This window comes from Leptolyngbya sp. FACHB-1624 (assembly GCF_047649235.1).
GTDB classification, from domain to species: Bacteria; Cyanobacteriota; Cyanobacteriia; order Leptolyngbyales; family Leptolyngbyaceae; genus Leptolyngbya; species Leptolyngbya boryana.
This window is the reverse complement of the sequence record NZ_CP180258.1, coordinates 5,139,959-5,163,693: the sequence shown is the minus strand read 5'-3', so window position 1 is coordinate 5,163,693 and position 23,735 is coordinate 5,139,959. Positions and strand designations below refer to the sequence as shown.

The 23,735-nt window shown below is 47.9% G+C and carries 21 protein-coding genes; 10 read left to right on the top strand and 11 right to left on the bottom strand.

What is annotated here, in order from left to right; genetic code table 11:
- Nucleotides 1-320 precede the first annotated feature (320 nt).
- Together ACMUEV_RS24600 and ACMUEV_RS24595 are read right to left on the bottom strand one after the other, a co-directional pair.
- Complete coding sequence (locus tag ACMUEV_RS24600) at nt 321-983, bottom strand: YqiA/YcfP family alpha/beta fold hydrolase (RefSeq protein WP_190647218.1); 663 nt, start codon at nt 981-983, stop codon at nt 321-323.
- A gap of 13 nt (nt 984-996) precedes the next feature.
- Complete coding sequence (locus ACMUEV_RS24595) at nt 997-1,728, bottom strand: SIMPL domain-containing protein (RefSeq protein WP_144056147.1); 732 nt, start codon at nt 1,726-1,728, stop codon at nt 997-999.
- A gap of 645 nt (nt 1,729-2,373) precedes the next feature.
- Here ACMUEV_RS24595 and ACMUEV_RS24590 point away from each other — a divergent pair.
- Entirely contained in the window at nt 2,374-2,685 is a 312-nt protein-coding gene (locus ACMUEV_RS24590) for a DUF6679 family protein (RefSeq protein ID WP_017286455.1), read from the top strand.
- 125 nt (nt 2,686-2,810) lie between these two features.
- Here the strand turns inward: ACMUEV_RS24590 and ACMUEV_RS24585 are convergent, their stop codons facing one another.
- A complete protein-coding gene (locus tag ACMUEV_RS24585; protein WP_190647220.1) occupies nt 2,811-3,092 on the bottom strand; it encodes a hypothetical protein in 282 nt (93 codons plus the stop codon).
- A 125-nt stretch (nt 3,093-3,217) separates the two neighbouring features.
- Here ACMUEV_RS24585 and ACMUEV_RS24580 point away from each other — a divergent pair, with 125 nt between their 5' ends.
- The 8 genes from ACMUEV_RS24580 to ACMUEV_RS24545 all read left to right on the top strand — a co-directional run bounded on the left by ACMUEV_RS24580 (nt 3,218) and on the right by ACMUEV_RS24545 (nt 11,892).
- Entirely contained in the window at nt 3,218-4,690 is a 1,473-nt protein-coding gene (locus ACMUEV_RS24580; protein WP_190647222.1) for an HlyD family efflux transporter periplasmic adaptor subunit, read from the top strand.
- Nucleotides 4,691-4,968: 278 nt separating this feature from the next.
- Nucleotides 4,969-6,321: a 30S ribosomal protein S12 methylthiotransferase RimO gene (gene rimO / locus ACMUEV_RS24575; RefSeq protein ID WP_017286458.1), complete on the top strand. Its 1,353-nt coding sequence runs from the start codon at nt 4,969-4,971 to the stop codon at nt 6,319-6,321.
- Nucleotides 6,322-6,555: 234 nt separating this feature from the next.
- A complete protein-coding gene (locus tag ACMUEV_RS24570) occupies nt 6,556-8,004 on the top strand; it encodes a DEAD/DEAH box helicase (protein ID WP_036045359.1) in 1,449 nt (482 codons plus the stop codon).
- Nucleotides 8,005-8,081: 77 nt separating this feature from the next.
- Nucleotides 8,082-8,864, top strand: a complete 783-nt coding sequence (locus tag ACMUEV_RS24565) for a PolC-type DNA polymerase III (RefSeq protein ID WP_017286460.1) — start codon at nt 8,082-8,084, stop codon at nt 8,862-8,864.
- Between the two features lie 118 nt (nt 8,865-8,982).
- Nucleotides 8,983-9,909 carry a LysR family transcriptional regulator gene (locus ACMUEV_RS24560; RefSeq protein ID WP_017286461.1) on the top strand — a complete coding sequence of 309 codons (927 nt, stop codon included), beginning with the start codon at nt 8,983-8,985 and terminating at the stop codon, nt 9,907-9,909.
- Nucleotides 9,910-9,991: 82 nt separating this feature from the next.
- Complete coding sequence (locus ACMUEV_RS24555; protein ID WP_190647224.1) at nt 9,992-11,053, top strand: anthranilate phosphoribosyltransferase family protein; 1,062 nt, start codon at nt 9,992-9,994, stop codon at nt 11,051-11,053.
- A gap of 161 nt (nt 11,054-11,214) precedes the next feature.
- Complete coding sequence (locus ACMUEV_RS24550) at nt 11,215-11,523, top strand: 2TM domain-containing protein (protein ID WP_017286463.1); 309 nt, start codon at nt 11,215-11,217, stop codon at nt 11,521-11,523.
- Nucleotides 11,524-11,580: 57 nt separating this feature from the next.
- On the top strand, nt 11,581-11,892 hold the full coding sequence (locus ACMUEV_RS24545) for a DUF3181 family protein (RefSeq protein WP_190647226.1): 312 nt from the start codon (nt 11,581-11,583) through the stop codon (nt 11,890-11,892).
- A 95-nt stretch (nt 11,893-11,987) separates the two neighbouring features.
- Here the strand turns inward: ACMUEV_RS24545 and ACMUEV_RS24540 are convergent, their stop codons facing one another.
- The 5 genes from ACMUEV_RS24540 to ACMUEV_RS24520 all read right to left on the bottom strand — a co-directional run bounded on the left by ACMUEV_RS24540 (nt 11,988) and on the right by ACMUEV_RS24520 (nt 17,751).
- Nucleotides 11,988-13,658, bottom strand: a complete 1,671-nt coding sequence (locus tag ACMUEV_RS24540; protein ID WP_190647228.1) for a sensor histidine kinase — start codon at nt 13,656-13,658, stop codon at nt 11,988-11,990.
- A gap of 99 nt (nt 13,659-13,757) precedes the next feature.
- Complete coding sequence (ruvX, locus tag ACMUEV_RS24535; protein WP_190647230.1) at nt 13,758-14,189, bottom strand: Holliday junction resolvase RuvX; 432 nt, start codon at nt 14,187-14,189, stop codon at nt 13,758-13,760.
- Nucleotides 14,190-15,440, bottom strand: a complete 1,251-nt coding sequence (locus ACMUEV_RS24530; protein ID WP_190647232.1) for a GNAT family N-acetyltransferase — start codon at nt 15,438-15,440, stop codon at nt 14,190-14,192. It abuts the gene before it with no gap.
- A gap of 81 nt (nt 15,441-15,521) precedes the next feature.
- Nucleotides 15,522-16,871, bottom strand: coding sequence for a hypothetical protein (locus ACMUEV_RS24525; protein ID WP_017286468.1), 1,350 nt, complete (start codon nt 16,869-16,871; stop codon nt 15,522-15,524).
- Nucleotides 16,804-17,751: a DNA-methyltransferase gene (locus ACMUEV_RS24520; RefSeq protein ID WP_199329188.1), complete on the bottom strand. Its 948-nt coding sequence runs from the start codon at nt 17,749-17,751 to the stop codon at nt 16,804-16,806. The genes ACMUEV_RS24525 and ACMUEV_RS24520 overlap by 68 nt, the downstream gene beginning before the upstream one ends.
- 61 nt (nt 17,752-17,812) lie before the next feature.
- Between ACMUEV_RS24520 and ACMUEV_RS24515 the strand changes: the two genes are divergently transcribed.
- Nucleotides 17,813-18,292, top strand: a complete 480-nt coding sequence (locus ACMUEV_RS24515; RefSeq protein WP_017286470.1) for a methylmalonic aciduria and homocystinuria type D protein — start codon at nt 17,813-17,815, stop codon at nt 18,290-18,292.
- Here the strand turns inward: ACMUEV_RS24515 and ACMUEV_RS24510 are convergent.
- The 3 genes from ACMUEV_RS24510 to smc form a co-directional block, all read right to left on the bottom strand.
- A complete protein-coding gene (locus ACMUEV_RS24510; protein ID WP_071596144.1) occupies nt 18,199-18,603 on the bottom strand; it encodes a hypothetical protein in 405 nt (134 codons plus the stop codon). The two genes, ACMUEV_RS24515 and ACMUEV_RS24510, sit on opposite strands and share 94 nt — an antisense overlap.
- Nucleotides 18,604-18,692: 89 nt before the next feature.
- Nucleotides 18,693-19,835 carry a PRC-barrel domain-containing protein gene (locus tag ACMUEV_RS24505; protein WP_017286471.1) on the bottom strand — a complete coding sequence of 381 codons (1,143 nt, stop codon included), beginning with the start codon at nt 19,833-19,835 and terminating at the stop codon, nt 18,693-18,695.
- A gap of 92 nt (nt 19,836-19,927) precedes the next feature.
- Nucleotides 19,928-23,632 carry a chromosome segregation protein SMC gene (smc, locus tag ACMUEV_RS24500; protein ID WP_190647234.1) on the bottom strand — a complete coding sequence of 1,235 codons (3,705 nt, stop codon included), beginning with the start codon at nt 23,630-23,632 and terminating at the stop codon, nt 19,928-19,930.
- Nucleotides 23,633-23,735: the final 103 nt, after the last annotated feature.

Below are 23,735 nucleotides of genomic sequence, written 5' to 3'. Positions count from 1 at the left end.
CTAAATTCGTCTCGCTGGGCTAGACCTCCCAGTAATACGGACAGTAGCAGAATTCAAAATTGATTTTCGCTATCTCTCAAACATAGCGAAAGTTCAGACAGGAACTTGTCACTAGCAGGATAGATCATGACTTAAGAATTTGAATTCTGTAAACCCTACTTTTGATGAATTTTGAATCTGAACTAGAAGGTTCGAGTCGGTTCAAGTTTCACAATATAGTTAATATGTTCTAGTCAGCTTCAATTGACATTATCATATGTCGCGATCGTAATTTCAGCGCGTATTCTCACTTATTTTTTCCGAGCTTTTAGTTCTTAAAACTACAGTATGTCCCCATCTGTAATCGGTTTGGGGAAATTAGGGGATGCGCAAAACTCAAGCATGGCTTGCCAAATTTCAGGTTCTTGATCCGTCAACCCGTGATCGCTCTCCAGTTCAATGAATTTCACCCACGATCGCGTTTCTGCAAAGGTTCGACTCTGCGCGATCGGAATAATTTCATCTCGAATGCCATGCAAAATTAAGGTCGGGATCGGTTTCTGAAGTTGCGCTTCGTCGTATTGCTCTAAATCTTCGACAATTTCGTAATTCAAGAAGCGCGATCGCTGGTCGCCATAGTGATAAATCGACAGTGGATTTCCCGATCTCCATTTTTCTAATTCTTTTGGATCAAATCGGGGCAGCCAATGTTCGAGGTAATTGAATGCTGGGGCAAGCAAAATAATGCGATCGACGAAATCACAGCCTTCAGCAATCCAAGCGGCTGTTAATCCGCCAAAGCTCGAACCAATTAGGGTGACAGGTTCATCGATCAAGGCTCGAACTTGTCGGATTTGGCGAGTCAGCGTGAGATTTTGAAAATCCCCTTGATTGAGATCAGGAATTTCTAGAGAGAGACGAAGGGATTGAAAGCGATCGCGAAGACGTTCGGCTTTGATCGATCGCGGACTCGACGCAAACCCATGCAGATAGACATACTTCATCTCTCTCAAGAATTTAATAACTAATTTGCAATGTCACCGAGCCTTCTACTCGTTGTTCTCCACCGATGACTGGACTCGGAGCTGCTGAAACTTTCGCATCTCGCATCTGCATTAACGCCGCTTCCCGAAAAACTGGAGTAGGAGGCGTTGCGCCATTAATCTGAACACTGACGATGTCTTTGCGCGTCAGATTCAATGCGCTAAAGACGGCATCTGCCTGAGTCTGCGCGTCTTGGGTCGCTTTGCGTAGCGCCACTTTCTGGGCTGCTGCGATCGCATCATCCGAAGCCACAAAACTCACGCTATCAATCCGAGTCGCCCCTGCGCGCACTGCTTCATCTAAAATTCCACCCGCGCGCTCATTTGACGTACGAAATGAAACTGTATTAGAAGCCGTATAACCAATCAAAGTCTGACGGTTATTCGCATAATCATACCGAGGACTCAAATTAATCCCAGTTGTTTCCAACTTCTCAACCTGACGCGATTTCAAGAAATTGACAACCGAATTCGATTTGCGGGCTACTTCCTGCTGTACTTCATTCGCAGTCTTACCCTGCACCTCAACTCCCAACCGCACTTGTGCCAGTGTCGTCTGGATATCTTCAAATCCACGACCCGAAACCGTCAATGTCCGCATGAGTTTCTCCTGAGCAAAGGCAGGACTGATCATTGCAAAGCTCATCATTCCAACTGCGATCGGCACAGCACTCAGCCAGTGAGATTTCCGAACTAAACTCATCATCACCAATATCCATTGCGTAAGAATCCTTTTACTGTGCCATCGAATTGAATCCTTGCCGCGCTCAGTTACGCTTTTCGCAACCTGATTCAGAGTTTAGAAAAGTTAAGTTTTCTTAAACGGTGTAGCAATATTGCCGTACCCCTCTATGTTTGTTTATTAAGGAACCCAGGAACGCGCGAAATCGTTTATGATTAGTAATCATGTTCTACGCAATTTACCAGTAGTTCGCTAAAATAGTAGGGTAGAATCTAATACTCAAAAAGATTAGTTCTATCTCTTGATTTATCACTGATCGGGAACGCTAACCACAGATGGCAAATTCATCGATGCCCCTCTTAATCTTGCCGGATTGCCGATGTTATGTTGCCACTGTCTTCTTTCCACTTGAATGAGTCTGACTCGATTCAAGAGTTGCGCCTAGTCCCTTTACTGCTTCAACAATGACTTTAAGAGTGTCGCCTCCCCAGTCTCGCCTTCCGAGCCTCTCTCTTTTTACGCTTCATCCTCGATCTTTGATGAGAAAGCTCCCTTGCGATCCCTGCGATCCAAAAAATCCCTAAAGTTCTGTTCAGTACGAGACTGCGGAGAAAATCAAACTGCGGTCTAATTTCGATTACATAGAGTTATTTCGCTCAGGAGAAGCACATGCTACACCGCAAGATCTATCAACTCTGTTGTGACGGTCGCGAAGTCTGGATCTTCTTGCGGGATCAACAGCGCTGGATCGAACGTGCCAAAATCCTTGATATCGAAGGTGATCTGGTCACACTGCGCTACGAAACCGAAGAAGAAGATGAAAATTGCTCTTGGGAAGAAATGGTCCGCCTCGAAAGCATTGGGGCGGTAACTCAAAAGCTTGCCTCTGTTCCAAAAGGCTGTGTCGAACCCCTGGTTTCCGATGATTGTCCTGAAGCGGAACAACTCTCAAACCCACCCTTCGACAAACGCGAAGACTAAGACTAATTCAGCTTCGGCAAATTTAAGGCAAGAGAGGAGAGAGCAATCTTTCCTCTCTTTGCTTTTTAGCTTTTTTAGCGCCTCATTTCGTTGCAATCGAGGTGTCTCTGAAGCAGACGAGAAACTCAATTCCAAGGTTTTTCAAAATAGTCCGGGCAATCGATCGCATCTTCAGACAGTGCGCTCATTGGATGAACTGGGCATTTGAGATTGTAATCGCCTGTAAAGAATTGACAGTCTGGGCAGGGAATTTGATGCATGTGTTTAGCTTGATTCACGGCATCACGAGTCGCTGCGAACACCCGCCAGACCAGCATCAAGACTAAGCTCCATGCCACCACAAAGCAAATCGGAACCAGAAACGGACGAAACCAGATGATCAGATGCGCCAAAAAATTAAAGAGCATAAGTTAAAAATAAAGCTGATCGATTCGGGCAGTTTAGGATAAATATTAATAGAGCCTGCTGGCATCTATCCCTGGCTTAAGGGTTATTTACCAAGTTCCGCGATGCCCCTTCACAGACACTACTTATGAGAGTTTCTCTTGCCTCCAGTCCCGCGCAATCTAAGCAGCTTCGTCACCAGCTTGCTCACCCTGAAGATTCCCTCTCTTATGAGTTGGGCAAAGCCGTCCAAGAACTGCCCCCGGTCTACACGCGATTCATGGCAGGCAGTATTAGTGTCCTTGTGCTAGGCACGATCGGGTGGGCGCACTTTAGCGAAGTGGAAGAAGTCGCGAATGCCCAGGGTAAATTAATTCCTTCGACTGAGGTTCGACCCTTCCGCGCTCCCAGTGTGGGGACGATTACCAAGATCAATGTTAAGCCTGGACAGATTGTCCAAAAAGGGCAAACTTTAATGGAGATTGATCCAGGTGCGACTGAAACCAATGTCGCGAGTTTGCAGAACGATGCGAGAAAAATTCAAGAAGACATTCGCCGCTTAGAGGCAGAAAGCCAAGGCAAAGCTTCGACTGGGAATGAATTACAAGATCAGTTGATTGCATCGCGTCAGCGTGAATTCAGTGACAAGCAAAATGCAGCGATCGCAGAAGCGAATCGGCAAAATGCAGCGATTTCTGAAGCGCAAAATCGTCTAGAGCGGTTTCAAGAGAATCTGGTTAATGCGCGTGCTACATTGACCAATGCGACAGCCAGCAAAGCTGATGCGCGCGCAAATTTGGAGATTGCCCAAGAACGCCGCCAACGCTTACGATCGCTCGAAAATACGGGAGCCGTTCCCCATTTAGAGATTCTGAATGCAGCCGCTCAAGTCACTCAAGCGAGTCAACAGTTGACCAGTGCAGTTAATCAGATTAATGAAGCCCAAGGACAGATTGTTTCGCTGGAAAAAGAAATCGACGCGCAGCGAGACCGAATTCGCCAAGCTCAACAAGCTTTTGAGTCTGCGAAAAGTACCGCAATGGGCTTAGTGCCTCAGCGCCAATCAGAAGTTTTGGAGCAGTTAAAACAGCGTCGAGAAGAATTAACCCGCAAACAAGGTGAAATCGCAGTTGCAGCCCAGCAGCGTAAAGATCGTGAAGCTCTGACTGCGCCTTTCACGGGTGTGGTGTACAACCAGAAAGCCACATTAGGTCCGATTCAGCAAGGTGAGGAACTGCTCTCGATCGTGCCTGAAGACAAAGACTTAATTCTGGAAGTGAAGATTCTCAACCGAGATATCGGCTTTATCCGTCCGGGAATGAAAGCGAAAGTCAAACTTGCAACTTTCCCATATCAAGAGTTTGGCATCATTGAAGGCGAACTCGTTTCTGTGAGTCCAGATGCGGTCGTTGAAAAAGATGCGAATGGGCAAGATCTAGGCCCGGTCTTTCCAGCTAAGGTGAGAATCGATCGTAAGGCGATCCAAGTGCGCGGCAAAGATGTGGAACTTTCCCCAGGGATGGCGGGAACGGCGGATATCGTGACTCGGAAGAAATCGATTCTGTCTTTCTTGACTGAACCCGTCACGAAGCGGTTTAACGAAGCCTTCTCTGTTCGCTAATTCTCGACTGTTTCAGGAATCGGGGATCTGCTTGGATCCTCGATTTTTTGGTTTTTTCAAGACTTATGCAAAAAATCTTAATTTAACAGAACGTAATATTTCACATCTGCGCTATGATAGACCATAGTGTAGCGAAACGATTGCGTCTGACCACTCCCCTCAACCTTCGAGCGGAAGTAGCGTGAGGAAACTCCCGGAGCGATCGAGCTAACCGACTAGGAGCTATCGCTGCGATTTTTCAGGATTCCGATCGACTTACTTACCCCCTCCGAAGTTACATGGGCAACAAGCCAACTATTGCGTTCTCTCATTTGGGCTGCGAAAAAAATAGAATTGATACCGAACATATGCTTGGCTTACTGGCTCAGGCCGGATATCAAGTTGATGCTGACGAAGAGTTGGCAGATTATGTTATTGTCAATACTTGCAGTTTTATTCAAGCCGCACGGGAAGAATCAGTGCGGACACTGGTCGAATTAGCGGAAGCTGACAAAAAAATTGTGATCACAGGCTGCATGGCGCAGCACTTTCAGGAACAACTTTTAGATGAACTGCCCGAAGCCGTCGCCCTCGTTGGGACAGGTGATTATCACAAAATCGTTGATGTGATTGCACGGGCAGAAGCTGGAGAGCGTGTGAAAGAGGTTTCACAAGAACCGACTTACATCGCAGATGAGACGACCCCTCGCTATCGCACTACGACCGAAGGCGTTGCTTATCTCCGGATTTCAGAGGGATGTGACTATCGATGTGCGTTTTGTATTATCCCGCATCTGCGTGGAAACCAGCGATCGCGCACGATTGAATCAATTGTCCAAGAAGCTGAACATTTAGCCGCTGAAGGCGTGAAAGAGATTATCTTAATCTCGCAGATCACCACCAACTATGGACTTGACCTTTACGGTGAGCCAAAGTTAGCCGAACTGTTGCGCGCCCTTGGAAAAGTGGACATTCCTTGGATTCGGATGCACTACGCTTATCCGACCGGATTGACCCCGAAAGTTATCGAAGCGATTCGCGAAACGCCGAACGTTCTCCCTTACCTCGATTTACCTCTGCAACATTCCCACCCGGAAGTGCTCAGAGCCATGAATCGCCCTTGGCAAGGTCGGGTCAACGACGGCATTATTGAGCGGCTCAAAGCTGAGATCCCGAATGCTGTTTTGAGAACTACTCTGATTGTCGGATTTCCTGGAGAAACCGATGAACATTTTGAACATCTCAAGCAGTTTATTCAGCGTCACGAATTTGATCACGTTGGAGTGTTTACCTTCTCTCCTGAAGAAGGTACTCCCGCCTACGACTTGCCCAATCAGTTGCCCCAAGAGGTAATGGATGCGCGTCGAGATGCCTTGATGCAACTCCAGCAAGCGATTTCTCTTAAACAGAATCGTGCGCAGATTGGCAAAGTCGTAGATGTCTTGATCGAACAAGAAAATCCGCAGACCGGAGAACGAATTGGGCGATCGGCTCGATTTTCTCCTGATGTGGACGGACTCGTATATGTCGAAGGTGAAGCGGCGTTGGGCACGATTGTGCCAGTGACGATCGTGGATGCAGACATTTACGACTTGTATGGTCGAATTGCCACGGCTGCGGACTTGATCCAACTGCCTGCAATGACTGTTTAATCGCTGTGTTGAAACGACGATGTTCCCGTTGTCGCATAGACTGACCGAAATGTTAGACCTTCACTGTTTCTAGCTTTTCATCTCTTTTCCCCGCGCCTTTAAAGTTGGCAATTAACACGTAGTTCGGCTCGAACTGCGACCCGATTCAGACGGTTTTGGTTTATGAAAAGACCGTCTTGAGGTCGAGAATGTTGCCTCTGATGGCGCACGACCATGACTTTTACAGGAGACTCAATGACCCTTTCTTTTCATAGCCTCGGACTGTCTGAAGACCGGATTCGCCATCTCGAAGAACTCGGATTTACTGCTCCGACTGCCATCCAAGCCCAAGCCATTCCTCATCTACTCGCTGGGCGTGATGTCGTCGGTCAAGCACAAACCGGAACCGGGAAAACTGCGGCGTTCGGGCTTCCGATTCTGGAGCGGATTGATACAAAATCCCCCACAGTCCAAGCGCTGATTCTGACTCCGACTCGCGAATTGGCGATGCAAGTTTGCCAAGCGATTCGTACGTTTACAGACGATCGTCGAGTTAAAGTCGTCACGATCTACGGCGGACAATCGATCGATCTACAAGTTGATCGCTTACGTCGTGGCGCTCAAATTGTCGTCGGAACTCCCGGTCGAGTGATTGATTTGCTCGGTCGTGGTGATCTAAGACTCGATAATCTCAGCTGGCTCGTTCTCGACGAAGCAGATGAGATGCTGAACATGGGCTTTATTCAGGATGTTGAGAAGATCTTGAATCAAGCGCCTGTTGAACGTCAAACGACGTTCTTCTCGGCAACGATGGAACCTTCGATCCGCAAGTTGGTCACCAAGTTCTTGCGCTCTCCGGTGACGGTGACGATCGAACAACCCAAAGCCGCTCCTTCTCGCATTAATCAAGTTGCTTACACGATTCCTCGCGGATGGACAAAAGCTCGGGCAATTCTACCGATTCTCGAATTGGAAGATCCCGAAGCCGCAATTATCTTCGTGAGAACTCGTCGGGCAGCCGCAGAATTGACCAGCCAATTACAAGCCGCTGGACATAGTGTGGATGAATACCACGGTGATTTGAGCCAAAGCCAACGTGAACGGCTATTGCTCCGGTTCCGCCAGCAGCAGATCAAATGGGTGGTCGCGACCGACATCGCGGCACGAGGAATCCATGTGGATAACTTGACCCATGTGATTAACTACGACTTGCCGGATAGCGTTGAAAGCTATGTGCACCGGATTGGTCGGACAGGTCGTGCGGGTAAAGAAGGCACCGCAATTTCGCTGGTGCATCCGCTGGATCGTCGCAAACTGCGCGATATCGAAAATCACGTTCGCCAACGCTTAGAGATTAAGCCAGTTCCGACTCGTGCGGAAATTGAAGCTCGCTACTTAGATAAGCTGCAAGCTCAAGTGCGCGAGACGCTAGCAGGAGAGCGAGTCGCATCGTTCTTGCCGATTGTGTCTCAGTTGGCAGAAGATTACGAACCGCATACGATCGCGGCTGCGGCATTGCAGATGATCTACGATCGCACTCGTCCCGCTTGGATTACCATCGGGACTGATCCGACTCCTGAAGAAGAAGCTTCTTCGAGAGGCGGTGCGAAGCAGAAGCCTGTGAAGCGTTCTAGACCTTCTGGAGGACATTCTGCTTCAGGTAGTTCTGGTCAGCGTCGTCATCCTGCGGCACGATCGAAGTAATCTACAATAGATCCCTGTGTATAAAAGACTCCGACTTCTTTAAGAAGTCGGAGTCTTAGAGCTTTTGAACCTTCTTTATGCCAGTTGTTCTTTCTACAGATTTGCTTGCCTTCTATCGTGACCTGAGCCAGCGGACTCTCACCGTCGTTGATCTGGAAACCTCTGGGCATAAACCGCCTCGCAGTCGAGCGATCGAGGTGTCGGTTCTGAATGCAAATTTGAAAGACGGCATTCTGAATCAAGAAACGTATTTGATCAATCCTGGCGTGTTGATTCCGCCGATCATTACGAATATTACGGGCATCACGCAAGACATGGTGGATGGTGCACCGCCGCCGGATGAGGTGTGGCTCAAGTGTTTGCCCTTGTTCGAGCAGGGAACTTTAACGGCTCACAATATTGGATTTGACTATCCGTTTATTCGAGCAGAATATGCGCGGTTGGGGATTCCATTTTATCGATCGCAATCCGAGCAGTTTTGCACTGTTCAATTTGCACGCTTGATGCTCTCAGAGTTGCCTTCTCGGAGTTTGCCGAACTTGGTTAAACATTTTCAGTTTCCAGTTGGCGCATCGCATCGCGCGGAAGCAGACACGATGGCATGTTGGCTACTTGCAGAAATGCTCTTGAAAGAGATTGCAAATGAAGATGATGAAGCGGTTTTAGCAAAAATTGGACAGCAGCTTCTTTCGACGAGTGAGGCTGCCAAACTGATTGGCGGCTCGCAAAAATCAGTGCGATCGCGGCTTGAGCAAGCGGGTGCTGAACCCTATATTTCTCGAACCGGAACACCGTTGTATCGCCGTGCAGATGTTGAGCGTCTTTATTGGCAAAAGCACCAACTTTCTTTGTCGTCTTGAACGGTAAAATAGCAGAACTAAAAGAAATGCAGATTCAATCTTGTTACGGTATCAACTCTTACTAAACTTCGTATCTAGATCCGCTAAGGTCACAGAACTGTGACTCAGGTTAGAAGTCATGCGTCTAGAGCAATTGCAGGCGTTTTTGGCGATCGTTGAAACCGGAAGTTTTCAACAGGCTGCCCGAAAATGTGCGGTCACTCAATCGACTATTAGCCGTCAACTCCAGGCATTGGAAGCTGATTTAGGGATGCCGCTGTTTCATCGGACGACTCAGGCAAAATTAACGATCGCGGGAGAACAGTTTCTACCTCACGCCCGCAAAATTTGCCAGGAATGGCAGAATGCCATCAGTGAGTTGGAAGAGTTGCGATGCGGCAAACAGCCAGAACTATGTGTTGCAGCCATTCATTCGGTCTGTGCGTTTCATTTGCCGCCTGTGTTGCAGCAATTTTGTCAGGACTATCCTGACGTTCAGCTTCGCGTCACTTCGTTAGGGAGCGATCGCGCGTTAAAAGTCCTGAAAGATGGCTTGGTAGATTTGGCGATCGTGATGAATAACCGCTTTCTCACTGCGAGTCCAGAAATGGTTGTAGATGTTCTTTACGACGAGCCTGTTCGGGTTCTGATGGCAGCCGATCATCCTTTGACGAAATTTGATCAAGTGCCTTGGTCAGAATTGGTTCGCTATCCGCAAGTTGTTTTCAAAGATGGATACGGAATGCAACGGCTTGTCCAAGAGCAGTTTCAGCGGCAAGGAGTTACGTTGAAAGCAGCTTTGGAGCTGAATACTTTAGATGCATTTCGCGGTGTTGTGCGGCAGGGAGAATTGATTGCTTTGTTACCGCAAGGCGCGATTCAGGATGTGCATTTAGATTCGACTTTAGTGATTCGATCGACGAGCGATCCGGTTTTAGTGCGACAAGTGGTGTTGGTGACGACGCAAGATCGATTGCAAATTCCACCGATTCAACGATTTCGGGCATTGGTGCAGGAAATCATGCATCCTGCATTTCTGAAGCGAAGTCCGAGTGCGATCGTGTGAAGGCGTTTGAGCAGGAAACAATCTGGTATTGTGGAACCCTTTGGAAGGTTGCAGCGGTTCATTCATTCTGTAGGCAAGCACTATGAGTTACGAGTTCCGGGAGTTACTTAAAAAAGTTGGCAGTGGGCCGCATACAAGCGAAAATTTGACGCGCCAAGAGTCAGAAACTGCGACTCGCTTGATGCTGCTGCAAGAAGCAACTCCGGCTCAGATTGGGGCATTTATGATTTCTCATCGCATCAAGCGCCCAACGGGTGAAGAACTAGCCGGGATGTTGGATGCCTATGATGCGTTAGGTAAAAAGCTGCCCCCGATCGCATCCAAGATCCCAGTGATGGTGATGTGTAACCCCTATGATGGTCGATCGAGAACTGCGCCTTTAAGTCCGCTTGTTGCGATCGTTTTAGCAGCAGCAGGAGTTCCAGTTGTACTGCACGGCGGCGATCGCATGCCAACCAAAGAAGGCGTTCCGTTGATTGAGCTTTGGGATGGGTTAGGCGTGAATTGGAAAACCGTGTCGCTGGAACAGATTCACGCAATTTTGCAGCAAACTGGATTAGGATTTGTCTACTTGCCGCATCATTTTCCGTTGGCTCAAGGATTGGTGGAGTATCGAGAGCAAATTGGCAAGCGTCCGCCGTTTTCGACGCTGGAATTGATGTGGAATCCGTATGCAGGCGAGTCGCATTTGATTTGTGGGTATGTTCATCCGCCGACTGAAGGCATGTTTCGCGATGCCTTTGCGCTGCGAGGAACCACATTATTTACCACGGTCAAAGGATTAGAAGGCAGTTGTGATTTGCCGCGCGATCGAACGGCGATCATTGGGATGGCAGCGGGAGAAAAGTTCGATCGCTTAACGTTGGTTCCTCGCGATTATGGATTTGCCGCAAAAGAATTGCCGTTAGTCTCGAATGAGGATCTGATCGATCAGATGCGGGCAGCGACGAGAGGTGAGCCTTCGGAACTGATGCAAGCGACCATTTGGAATTGTGGATTTTATCTCTGGAGAGCCGGAGCCTGCACGAGTCTTGAATCAGGATTTTCGCAAGCGCAGGCGATTTTAGAACTAGGACAGGCGGAGCGGAAATTACAGCAGGTGATTCATGCGATCGAAGCGTGTCGCTCAGTTCTCAGTAATTAAAAAGCCTTGCAGTCTATAGTAGTCCTACATATGAGGTGGGGAGTGGGGAGTGAGGATCTTCTACTCCCTACTCCCCACCTTTTTTAGTCCTTACAACTCAAACAGACTCGCTATACGCTCACACACCTCGCTAAAATAGAGGCGTTGCTTATGAAATTGCTATGCCTCCTCGTTGGTCTCGAATCCCTGATCGTAAAGACGCAGACTATCGCCAACTCGACGATCGTATGACGTTTGCGACGCATGTTGCTTTATTTGCGGCTGCAAACTCTGGCATGTGGTTTTTCAGAATTTTACAAAAAGCCGATTGGTCATGGTCAGTTTGGGTGACAGGTGCTTGGGCTAGTGTCTTAGTGGCGCATGCGATTTATATTTTTGCGATCGCAGACTACTCTGAACCTGTTGTCGCCACTTCTCAACCGAAAGGCTTTAAACCTAAAGAGAAACCCTCAAAATCACCCAAGAGATAGGAGAATTTGGCATCGTAGATTCAGTATGGTTTGAAAGTTGAACCCTGAAAAAGTCTTATGGCAAACTCCACAACTTCAGAAACAATCGAAGCCTTAGCTGCTGAAATCGGCGAATCAGTGTATATCGACATTGCAAAATGGCATCTCTATCTCAACGATGCTCATTTGCATACGGTTTTAGCAGAACGGCTTTTTCCGCTTGTCTCGAGTGGGGCAGCGATTCAAGAAGATGACGTGCTGAACATTGTCCAAAGCATTCTGGTGAAAGTTGGCGGAGGGAAACGCGAAATTCCCTTGCTCGATCTACTTCCTATGCAGTGCCAAGTCAGCTTGATCGATACGTTGGAAGAGTTTCAACGCAATCTGTAGCAGACGGTATTAGGCAAAGAATGGTGAGTCCGCTTCTGATGGACTTGATTGAAGGGCGTCTGAATTCTATTGACTATCTTGTCGAAGCTAGAGTCTTATGTAGTCTGTCGAATCGGAATCTGAATCAGAAATTCTGTCCCCTCTCCTTCTGTTGAGCAACACTCTAATTTGCCGTGGTGCTTCTCAACAATTAATTGATAACTAATCGACATTCCCATTCCTGTTCCTTTCCCTACAGGCTTTGTCGTAAAAAATGGGTTGAAGATTTTCTGCTGGATTTCTGAGGAAATTCCTGTGCCGTTATCGCTGATCGCAATTTCGACCGATTCTCCAACGACTGAGGTGCGGATCGTGATTTGAGGTTGGGAAGTTGATTCGAGTGCGTCGATCGCATTGCTCAGAATATTCATAAAGACTTGATTGAGTTGTCCAGCTTGGCACTCAACTTTCGGCAGTTCACGATAATCTCGCCGAATCTGAATTTCTGGGCGTTCAGGAGATGCCTTCAAACGATGACATAGAATGAGTAGCGTACTTTCAATCCCCTCATGGAGATCGACCGCTTTAAATTCAGCTTCGTCGAGCCGAGAAAAATTTCGCAACGATAATACAATCTCTCGAATGCGCTCGGTTCCCAATTGCATCGAACCCAAAATTTTTCGTAAATCCGACTGAATGAATCCTAGGTCAGACTCTTCTGCCACAGCTTGAATCGCTGCAGCTGGTTCTGGGTAATACGCTTGATAGAGTTTGAGTAAGTCTAGAATATTGTCAGTATATTCTTGTAAGTAGGATAAATTCCCGTGAATGAAAGAGACGGGATTATTGATTTCATGAGCAACTCCCGCGACCAGCTCTCCAAAGCTCGACATTTTTTCAGCTTGGACTAGTTGGAGTTGAGTTTGGGTGAGGTCTTGTACAGTCTGCTCTAGTTGTTGAGTGCGTTCCTGCACTTTTTCTTCAAGCGTATCTTTAGCAGTTTCGAGATCTTCGATCATCGTGCGAATTTGTTGATCGATCGGTTGAGCAATCGATCGACTTAAAACCCAAGCCACAGCCCCTGCCATAGCAGGAAGTAAAATCATGAGAAATCCTGACCAGCGTTGGGTGATGTTGACGTCTTCTACTGCATTCTGCTGAATCTGTGCAGCAATTTTTTGACTATCGTTCAGCAGCGTGGCGAGTGGATATTCAGTCGCTTGAAAGTCGGAGCTTTCCTGCCCTTTGGCATCTAGGAGTTGCTTACGCGCTTTGAGAGCGGCTGCAATCTTCTTCGTTTTGGATGCATCGAATGGCTTTAGGGATAAACTTGCCTGCTCTTGCCGTGGGTCAGCGATTCCAAACTGATGAAATGTGTTCTCCTTGAGTAGAAATTTTTCATGGGATTGCTTCCACCGCTGCCAATCCCAAAGAAAGGTTTGCTCAAATTGAAGTGTCCCTTCAAAGTTTGACGATCGCAGCGTCTGGGTCATGCCTTGGTTGATTTGTTCCCAGGCGGTTTCAATTCGGCTCAGCGCAACGGTGCGCTCCTGTTGAGAAAGTTCATGCTGAAGTAGAGTATTTTGTGCGGCTGCAATTTGCGATCGCCCTTCAATCATTTTCCAGAGTCCATTGGCTTTGGTCAGACTCGTTTGGCTTAGATAAGCCGTGCTTTGCAGCAATCGATTGATAGTACTGGAACTACTTGCAAGCCCGATCAAGGCGATCGACGTTGGAACCAAAAAGGCAAAAAATAATTTTGTCTGTAAATTGATACGCGTAAGCATATAAACTTCATTTCAGGGCTAGAAATGAAAATAGGTTCGTATTTCTCAACATGCCCAGAAGTTTTTGCAGATCCGCAGTTCATTTGAAATGTAGAAAAACTAAATGCGAGTCGATCTTCGCTGATCCAGCCATTGCTGAAGAATGATAGCGGCAGCTTTACGATCGATTAATTCCTTATTTTCTCGCAGCGAAATCCGCGCCGCTTTCATTGATTCTTCTGCTTCAAAACTAGTCAAGCGCTCATCGATAAATTCAAACGGTAACGATAACGCTTTTGAAATCGTTTCAGCAAATTTCTGAATTTGGATGGCTTGTTTCCCAAGGGTTCCATCCATTGAATAAGGCAAGCCGATCACCAGAATTTCAACTTGGCGATCGACTACGATTTGACGCAGTTCTTCGATCGTTTGCGAGTACGATTTGCGCCGAATCGTGGTTAGCCCTGTGGCAATTAATCCTGTTCCATCACAGCCCGCAACTCCAATGCGTTTCTGACCCACATCTAGTCCAAGGGCTGCAACTCTTTCCATTTAGCAACAGGGATCTTCACGGTGCGGGTCTTGAGCCATCTTGAGCAGTTCTTGCACATTTTTTGGCGTTTCAGACTTTGGTTCTGGCTGATCTGGAGACGTAATTTTCGTCGATTTCATCATCGAGATTCGTCCTGGCACCGGCTTCCGAGCAGGCTGCAAGCCTTGCAGCATCTCTGCCAACTGTAATCCTTCTGCGATCGATTTTGTTTCTCGAACTTTGTGCCAAACTGAACGCGACATCAAGAGCGTATGTCCAATCCGCTCTGCGCCAATGCTATCCAAATATCCCTCGCGCTCAGGCTGATAATCCGGCGATGCAATTTGCAGTTCTTGAGCCGGGAGATCCTGCATGATTCGCGCCATCTGCGCCATCAATTCAGGATAGAGCCAGGTGTAAGCAGGATTGACGGTGAGCTGTGCCGTATGCGGTTGTGAACCGTCGCGGCTGAGTCGTAGTTGGAAATATCCGATTGCCGCTTTGCGCTGCGGCTCAAACACATATCCACTCACAACTTCAGTGCGCGTCAAAATCTGCTTTGCCCACTCGACCAAGCTGCCAAATACACTGGTCTTAAAATCTTGGATATGTCGATCGAACACCTGCCGTACCAGCGGTGGCATTGCCATCGTGTCCAACTGATAGAGCAGTTGAGCATCGGCATTACTGACGGGCAGCAAATTCGGTAAGTCTGGCTCACGCTCAGCTAGCGTCTGAAGTTGCTCGGTCGAAATCGACCAATAGGTCATATTCGCCAAAGGTTGAAATCCATTATGGCGATACAGATCTAAGGCTGACTTGTCGTTGACATCAATTTCTAAAACCCAGGTTCGCGCTTGCCAAATTCGCTCGAGACAGAATCGAATGAGCAGCGATCCCACATCGACTTTCGTGAGAACTTGTGCTTCTGCCTGGTCAGATTCCACGATCGCAGGAGTGACCATGACGCGATCGACTCTCCAAGTGCTGCCTGTCCGATTAAAAGGCGAGACTCGAATCATGCCCTGAATCTTTTGATTCAATTCAGCCACATGCACACAGGAGAGCGACTGAAAAGGATTGGGAAACAGGCTGAGCACCTTCAGAACTCCGTACCAATTCCGCAGCGATACCGTTTTCTCGCGCACGGTCGAGCAGTGGGGCAAGTTGATTTCTGGCGATTGCTGAGCAAGTTGATCAATCGCATCGAGATCACGATATTGGACAGGACGGATGACAACGGAAGCAGTCTTCTGAGGAAGTCGAGACATAAGGATATCAGCAGCAATTCAACCCCAGGTTAAGCGTTGGGCAAGGGCATTAGGTAAACCTTAAGGGGTATTTATTTAAGGTTATTTTGCCGATTGCAGCCCAACAGTAGCGCGTTCTGTAAAGGTATCGGTCGGACGAATCAGAACTACAGGAGTCTGTTCGTTGGCATTCCCAGCAGGATTGCTGATGAGAGCTTGATGCAGCAAGGACGTAGATACGCCTGACGATGCTGCTAATATTTTAACTCGTTTCAAGTCGTTCACATCCACAATTGCCGCAGATAGCCCAGTTTCTCGTTGAATGCGATCGCATAATTCCTGAGAGTTTTCAGGACCCATGACGATAAATTGGTCATAGGGCGGAATTGTTCCAGTCACGTCATCGATCAATCGCGCTTGTTCACCTGCGAGGCGGTAGAACATGCCTTTCACCCCAAAAATTTTCGCGATCGAGCCAACAATAAATGCAAACAGTACCCGTGCTTCGCCTTCGATATCAATCAGCGATTGCAGTCCGCAAGCAGTCGCCAAACTGGAGGTCGGATGGAACATGTAAGATAGCCGAGTTGCTAACCAACCGGGTTTGATCTCGCTGGGATGGCGGTAACGACCTTGCATAATCGCGATCGGAGATTCACCGATCGTCACAATATCCCCGGGTTGAGCATGAGGCATGACATACCGTTTCACGACACTCACGGGATCATCTAAGTGCGTCAGCAAATGGGTCTTAATCGGCAACACATCAGCATTTTGTGCAGGTCGCCAGCGTTTTGAGTCTTCGACTGCCGGGAACTTCAGGGGCACGATGACATGGCGAATTTTGGGGAATCGACCTCGAGAGCCATAGGAAACGTAATGCAGTTGAATCCAAGCGACTTTTAATTCGCTGAGGTTGGCGCCTTCGATTTCGACAATCACTTCGATTGGGTCATGTCCCATACTCTTAATGATGTGGGCTTCCCAATAGCCATCATTGCGAGGTTCTGCGCCTTGGAAGCGGGGAATGATCCGAGTTTTGACTTGAATCCCCTCTAGGCTGCCCGAAGAAAGGAGTTGAACTTCTGCATGAACCGTAGGAGCCATGACTTCTAAACGGCGCGTTAAATTGGTCAATTCGATCTGACCGACTAGAACGTATCGCTGGGGTTCGTAGACTGCGAGTTCCCATTTGCCCGAGGTCATCTCCAGTGTATTGCTTGGACGCTGCCAATATTGAGCTTCGAGCAGCAACAAGACGAGCAGAACGAATCCGACAAGACCAGCGAGAATGCCAATTAGAATAACCACAAAAGCTCCTTGTACCGTTGCCAGAAAAAGATATACGTGACGCGCACGATCGTCAACATATTGCCATACAAGATTATGATGTTTCGCGATTTTTTGAACGTCGTTCTTCGCGATTGCGGTCTTCCCAAAACCATGCTTCATCGGATTGTTTTTTAGCCGATTCGATTCTTGGGATCGCCCAACTTAAGTATTCTGCGTGTCGATCGCAACCGAGCCAGTTCCGTCCGAGTTGTTCGGCAACGACTGCAGTTGTGCCGGAACCCAGGAACGGATCGAGAATGCGATCGCCTTTTTGAGAAGAAGCCAAGACGAATTTTCTCACCAATTCTTCAGGTTTTTGGGTGGGATGGGGTGTTTTTTCATTCATGCCATTACAGGTGGTTGGCACTTCAATCACATCGCGAGGCTTTGCGCCTTTTGGGTGAGGCTGCCAAAGCTTTGTTACTTTTTTACCCTTGCCGTATTGGCTGGTTTCGGCTTGCGGATGGTCGGGATATTTCAGGGTGTGTTCACCGTAACGAGTGCGGATGTTCTCAATCGATAGGGTGAATTTTCTTGATTTGCGAAAATGCAAAATGCTTTCATGCGATCGACCCCAATCATTTGATAAGTTCGCTTTATTTTTGTAGTGCCAAATCAGCCAGCGACATCCTTGAAAAAACTGTGACGCTGGAAGTTTTAGATCAGCCAATATTTCAGAAAAGCCACAAATATAAAACGTTCCTGTCGGCTTGAGAATTCGGGCGACTTGTTCAATCCATTGCAGTGACCATTCGAGATACAATTTCTGAGATTCAAAACTGTCCCATTCTGCTTTTTTAAGATTGTAAGGCGGATCGGCAAACACTAAATCGATCGACTCAGAAGGTAGTGATTTCAGCCATTCAACCGCATCGCCGAGCCAAAGCTGACCGTTATCATGGGTGTAGAAAAGTTTAGGAGATGATATTTCTTTTCCTGAATGGGTCACTGTATGATCAAGCGATTTAAGATGATCAATAGCCGATTCAAACTGCGGCATATCTAACAGAAAAATGGTGCATTAGCACTATATCCGATCGATTCATTCTTTTTACTTTGTGATGCAATATTCTGTCCATCCACCGAGCGAATTTATTTGTCAGCATTCTGAGAAGTTATTGCCAGATTGGTCTGACCCAATTCGCTCGATCGTGGTGGTTCTACAGCCTGCCGATCGCGAGTTAACAGAACACTGCCCGGAAGCGGATCATCAAAAGCAAGTGTTGCGATCGCAGTTTCTCTCTTTTGGTTTGAAAGTGACAGAAATGCTCCGCCAACAAGGGCACTTAGCGGATTTGTTTGATCCGAAAACGGGGTTGCCGATTTTGTCAGAATCCGGGTCTTTGCGGCTCGATGATGTGGCGGTTGTGCGATCGACATTAGGATATGCAACAAAAGCGATCGGCAATTGCTTCACCGTGATTCATCCCCGATGGGGTAGTGCCGTTTATCCTTCGATTTTGATGTCTTCTGCAAGTCGAGAGTTAGTTGAATCGATCGTCGCAGGTTTGCTGGAATGCCACCATTCTTTGAGAGGCTGAGGCAGTTTGCACCAATACAACGTCATGACGATTGGCTCGTGCGCCTCACGTCCGACGATTTCGACGCTGTAAGAAGGACTGTTGCGAGTTGCCAAATCGACAATAAACCGTCGTCCAATTCTGCGCCAACTGGGTTCTTTTCCACGCCATTCGATTCGGCAGCAGGGGTAGGGAAGCTGTTCTCGATCGAATAAGCGACAGCAAGCGCCAATTACGCGATAGGTAAAATGTCCACCGGGGCTGGAAAAAGTGTGCCCATGAGTAAATGGATGAGATGTGGAAGTAGACGTGAGTTCAGAGCTGTTTGACATATGAAATAAACAGTGGGGCAGGCATCTTTGCCTGCCTCTGGATTTGAGTGGGCAAGATACCTACCCCACGGTAGACATGAGAGATCAGCTTAGTAGCCTTCCTCTTCATATTCGGGTTGCTTTTGTTTCGGCTTCTCAGGAATGTTGAGCGGAATCCGTTCAGATTCATCCTCTGTGTCTTCAGCCGGGACTTCTAGCGTGTCTTCATCCTCTTCGGCTTCAGCTTGAGGCTGTTCTGCCCAAGGATCTTCATCGAGATTGCCGGGTTCAAAGCTGTCTGGAGTCGGTTGAGTTCCCGGTTCTGTATCCACGACCGGGGTGTAATCTACAACGATCGCTTCTTCTTCCTCTTCGTCTACCCAGGTTGATTTGGTGTCGAGATTATCCTCTTCATCATCGACGGTTGCCAAACTGCCCCAGTTATCCAATTCGTCTTCTTCGTCTTCTTCGTACGCTTCTGGCGGTGGATAGGCTTGCGCTTCGCGATATTGCTGACGCGGAGGTTCTTGATTTCGCTCGATCGGAATCGGTTCACGATAACGCGGCTCGTCGTCATAGCCTAAATCGTCATCGCTCCAAGTTTCTTCAACGGGTTGTTGAATGCGTGGCTGCACATTTACTTGAGTCGGCTGACCCGAAGGAAGCTGATTTTCAGGACGGGCTGGAGCCAAATATTGCGGTTCGTCTTTTTCCCAGGGGGCACGACCAATGCCGAGACGTTCAAGCACGCCGACGCTGAGTTGATTCATGCGGTCTTCCGAGCCTTCGACGACGATGAGGCGATCGGGACCACTGCTGACGATTTCATCGATCGAGAGTTCGTAGGTGCTGACAACTTGATCGGGAATGAGTGGAAGCCCGATTGATGCGATCGTTAATGCATCTAATCTGCCGCTGTCGATATCAAATCGAAATCCCCGAACTTTTCCAAGCAGTTCGCCCGTTTCGGTAATCACTTCGTACCCGATTAAATTGCTGTAGCCTTCAAGATCGACATCTTCGATCACATCTTCATCATCGACTAAGATCACATCCCCAATCTGGCGAATGCTATCGAGCATCATCGGTTGAGCAGTGCCGTAGAACAGATTCGGGCGCAAACTGAGGGCAACAACCGCTTGGCTGTCAATGTCCACCCAAAGCTGACTCACCACGCCAAGCCGTTTGCCTGTGGTGCGTGTAATCACCTGAGTTCCAAGTATGTCGGAGCGTTGGCGAAATTCTTCTGTCATTGAGTCCCGAATCCTGTCTATTTACGCTTTTTTCTAATTATCAAACCATATGAAGGATCAAACGATACGGAATGCCGAACGTGATCCGATTCTTAAACACTTTGAGGAAGCTTGATACCCAGGACTTGGGTAAAGGCTCCTCGTGCTTGAGTAACCCCGATCGTTCGCTGAGCGCGTTCGATCATCGGACGACGCAAACTCACGACAATAAATTGAGCTTGTTGCGCCTGCTGCTGAATCATTTTAGCTAATCGCTCGACGTTTGCTCCGTCTAGGAACATATCAACCTCGTCAAACGCGTAGAACGGGGAGGGACGATACCGCTGAAGGGCGAAAATGAAACTCAGAGCAGTCAAAGATTTTTCACCCCCAGACATGGAGGCAAGCCGTTGCACAGGTTTGCCTTTCGGGTGAGCGATCAGGTTCAATCCGCCGTTAAATGGATCGTTTGGATCTTCAAGCTGTAAACGCCCGTCGCCATCTGATAAGGTGGCAAAGATCTTCTGGAAGTTCAAATCAACCGCTTCATAGGCTTCCATGAAGGCACGCTGTCGCAGAGTGGTAAAGTTCTCAATTCTTAACAGCAACTCAGTACGTTCTTCTTGTAACGTTTCGAGTTTTTCGGTGAGTTCGTCTAACCGGGCTTGAGTGCGATCGTATTCTTCTAACGCCAACATATTCACAGGTTCCATTGCCTGAAGGCGTTTTTGCATCGAACGGAGTTCGTGCTGAAGTTGTCCGAGATCGCGAGTGGCATTGTCGGGAATTTCAGGAACCAGATCAGGCAGTTCGGCGCGTTGGGCTTCGAGGGCTGCTTGCTGTTCAGCGAGGCTAGCTCGACGAGATTGCTGAGTTTCTAGCGTTTGATCACGTTGCCAAATGTGCTGCTGCTGGCGATTCTGAAGTTCGCGGAGCTGTCGATCGACCGCATCGCGTTTGTGTCGTTCTTCGCCTAAGGTTTTATCGAGTTCAGCAAGTGTGGCTTTGAGTTCGGTGATCTGGGTATTGACGGCAGTTTGTTGATTTGTATTTTCTGATTGCTGCTGCAATTGCAGAGTTTGCTGGGTTCGAGATTCCTGAATTCGGATCTGTCCCTGCTCGATTTTTTCTTGTAACAGCTTTCTCTGAGTTTCGAGGTCTTGGGAGCGTTGTTCGATCGCTCTTAAATCTCCCTCTTTCTGGTTCAGATCGGTTTCTAATTCCCGAATGCCCGCTTGAATTTGCTGCCATTCGCTATGAGACTGCGATTGCTCTAATTCCGCCAAGGTCGTTCTTAATCGGGCTAAATTCGCCTCTTGAACTGGAAGTTCCGACTCTAAGACTTGTAATCGAACTTGCGCTGCTGCCAGTTCTTTTTGATTGGTTTCAAGCTGCTGGGTGAGTTGAATTTGTTGTTTTTCCAAGCGATCGAGTTCGACTTTGGCTTGATCCGCTTTGACTTTCAATTCTGCGTGTTGTTGACGCGCATCGCTGAGAAATTTGGTGCGGTCTTTCTGAAGAATGGTTGCTTTCGCGATCGAGCTTTCACAATGTCCCAAAATCTGATCGATTTCTTGCAGTCGCCGCTTTAATGCTGCGATTTCCGGTGATTCTGCGGCTTGACCTTTGCCAAATCGTAACGACGATCGAGCGCCGCTACTTCCCCCGGTCATTGCTCCACTCGATTCGAGTAATTCGCCATCTAAGGTCACAATCCGATATTGCCCGATATGTCGTCGCGCATCAGAGAGTGTCTCAAAGACAACAGTTGTACCGAAGATGTAAGCAAATACGTCGTAATAGCGATCCTCGAAGTCGATTAAATTAATCGCGTAATCAATGCAGCCCTGCATCGATCGCATCGTGGCACGATTGGGAATATGAGGCGGCTTGAGTTTATTGAGCGGTAAGAATGTGGCTCGTCCAGCCCGACGCTGTTTGAGAATATCGATCGCGGCAGCAGCGATCGCATCATCTTCGACGACAATATTTGCCAGTCGCCCACCGGCTGCGGTTTCTAAGGCAAGCTGATAGCGCGAAGTAACCTGTCCGAGTTCTGCGACTAAGCCACACACTCCGGATAGTCCCATTTTCATGATGACTTGTGAAGCCTGAGTGCCTTGTGCTTCTTGCACTGCTTGCGTTTGGGCTTCTAATTTATCTAAGGCGCGTTGCTTATCTCGTTGTTCAGCAAGTAATCGTTTCTCAGTTTCTTGTTGAATCTGCAACTCTTGTTCAACTTCCGCGAGCGCTTGCGCCATCGATTGAACTTGCTGCGTCGCGGCTGCAAATCGTTGAGTGATATCTGCTGCTGCGATCTGCTGCTGATTCAATTCGGCTGTAGTTGTTCTGAGGGCTTCTGTTTGCTCTTGAACTTGGCGATCGAGTTGATTGGTTTTCTCTCTCAATCCAGCTTGTTCAGACCGTTGCGGCTCCAAAGCCTTGATCAAGGTCTCGATGTGATGGTGCAATTGAGTTTGTTCTTGCACCCAAGCTTCTGCATTGGCAGCCGAAGCATTTGCCTGTTCGCGTTTCTGCTCAAGTACTGCCTTGGCTTGATCACGCTTCTGAGTTGCTGCAATCAGCTCTTGGGTTTCGATAGATTCTTTCTCGCGAGTCAACGCTGCCAAGGTCTGCATGTTTTCTTGAAGGTCTTGCTGCGCTTTGGATAAAGTCGCAATCAAATCCTGGCTTGATTTCTGCAAGTCTTGCTGTTGACGTTCTAACTGACGCAGTTCTGCTTCTCGTGCTGCGAGAGTTGATTGCACAGCGATTTGTTCTTCTTCACCCAGCGATCGCACATGAGCATTCAGTTTCTCTAATTCGGCAGTCACTTGATTGATTTCAAGTTGCAGTGCTGCTAACTGTTCAGTCAAATCAGCGATCGCTGTTTCATCCGACTGAATTTGCTCTTGTAATTTGCGAACGCCTTGAGCTGCCTGTTCGTAACGGATGACGACTTCCCATTGCTCTTTCGCTTGAAGTTCTGCGCGCAGTTTTTTGTATTTCTCGGCTTTGATCCGATCTTGAGCTAAGCGATCGCGCTGCTCGATCAATTCACGCTCGACAATATGAAATTTATCTTCTTGATCTTTTACGGCATCGAGCTTGTCTTTCGCTTGGTTGATTTTGCGATCGAATGAAGCAACTCCTGCCAATTCATCAATGATTTCACGACGTTCTCGCCCGTTCATCGAAATGATCCGAGTTACGTCCCCTTGCAAGACAACGTTATATCCCTCAGGATAGATCCGCATCCGGTTCAACTGCTCATGCAGTTCTGTTAACGTACAGGGTTCATCATTGATGAAATAGTTTGACGTATACGTTCCCTGCTGTGTTACTCGCAATTTACGAGTCACTTTCCACTCTGCGTTAATTTCGCCGTTGCTGTTACCATTTTCAGAACCGTTTAATTCATAAACGACATCTGGTGCAGAGACATGACCATTCTCATGATGTTCATTTGCCGAACTCTGACTTGGCTCATTCAATGAAACATCGATATTACTTTCATCTGGATTGCTGAGAGCATTAAACAGATCTAATTCATCTGATAGATCAAATACTGTTGTCACTGCCGCTTCGACGGTTGCTCGCCCTTTCGTGGCCTGTGCATGATTTACCAGGTCAGGCAATCGCTCAGCCCGCATCCCTTTTGAGCCTGCTAGCCCTAAGCAAAAGAGCAATGCATCCAGTAGATTTGACTTCCCTGATCCGTTTGGACCTGAGATCACGGTGAACCCTGGCAGCAACGGAATCGGCGTTGTGCCGCCAAAAGACTTGAAATTTGTTAGTTCAACACGCTTAACGTACACAGGGAGTCAGTAAAAAACAGTGTTTAGTGTAGCCCGGAATCAAACAAGTGAGCTAAATTAGCGGAATTTCTATAATAGATAGCACACTTAGAACGTCTGATCT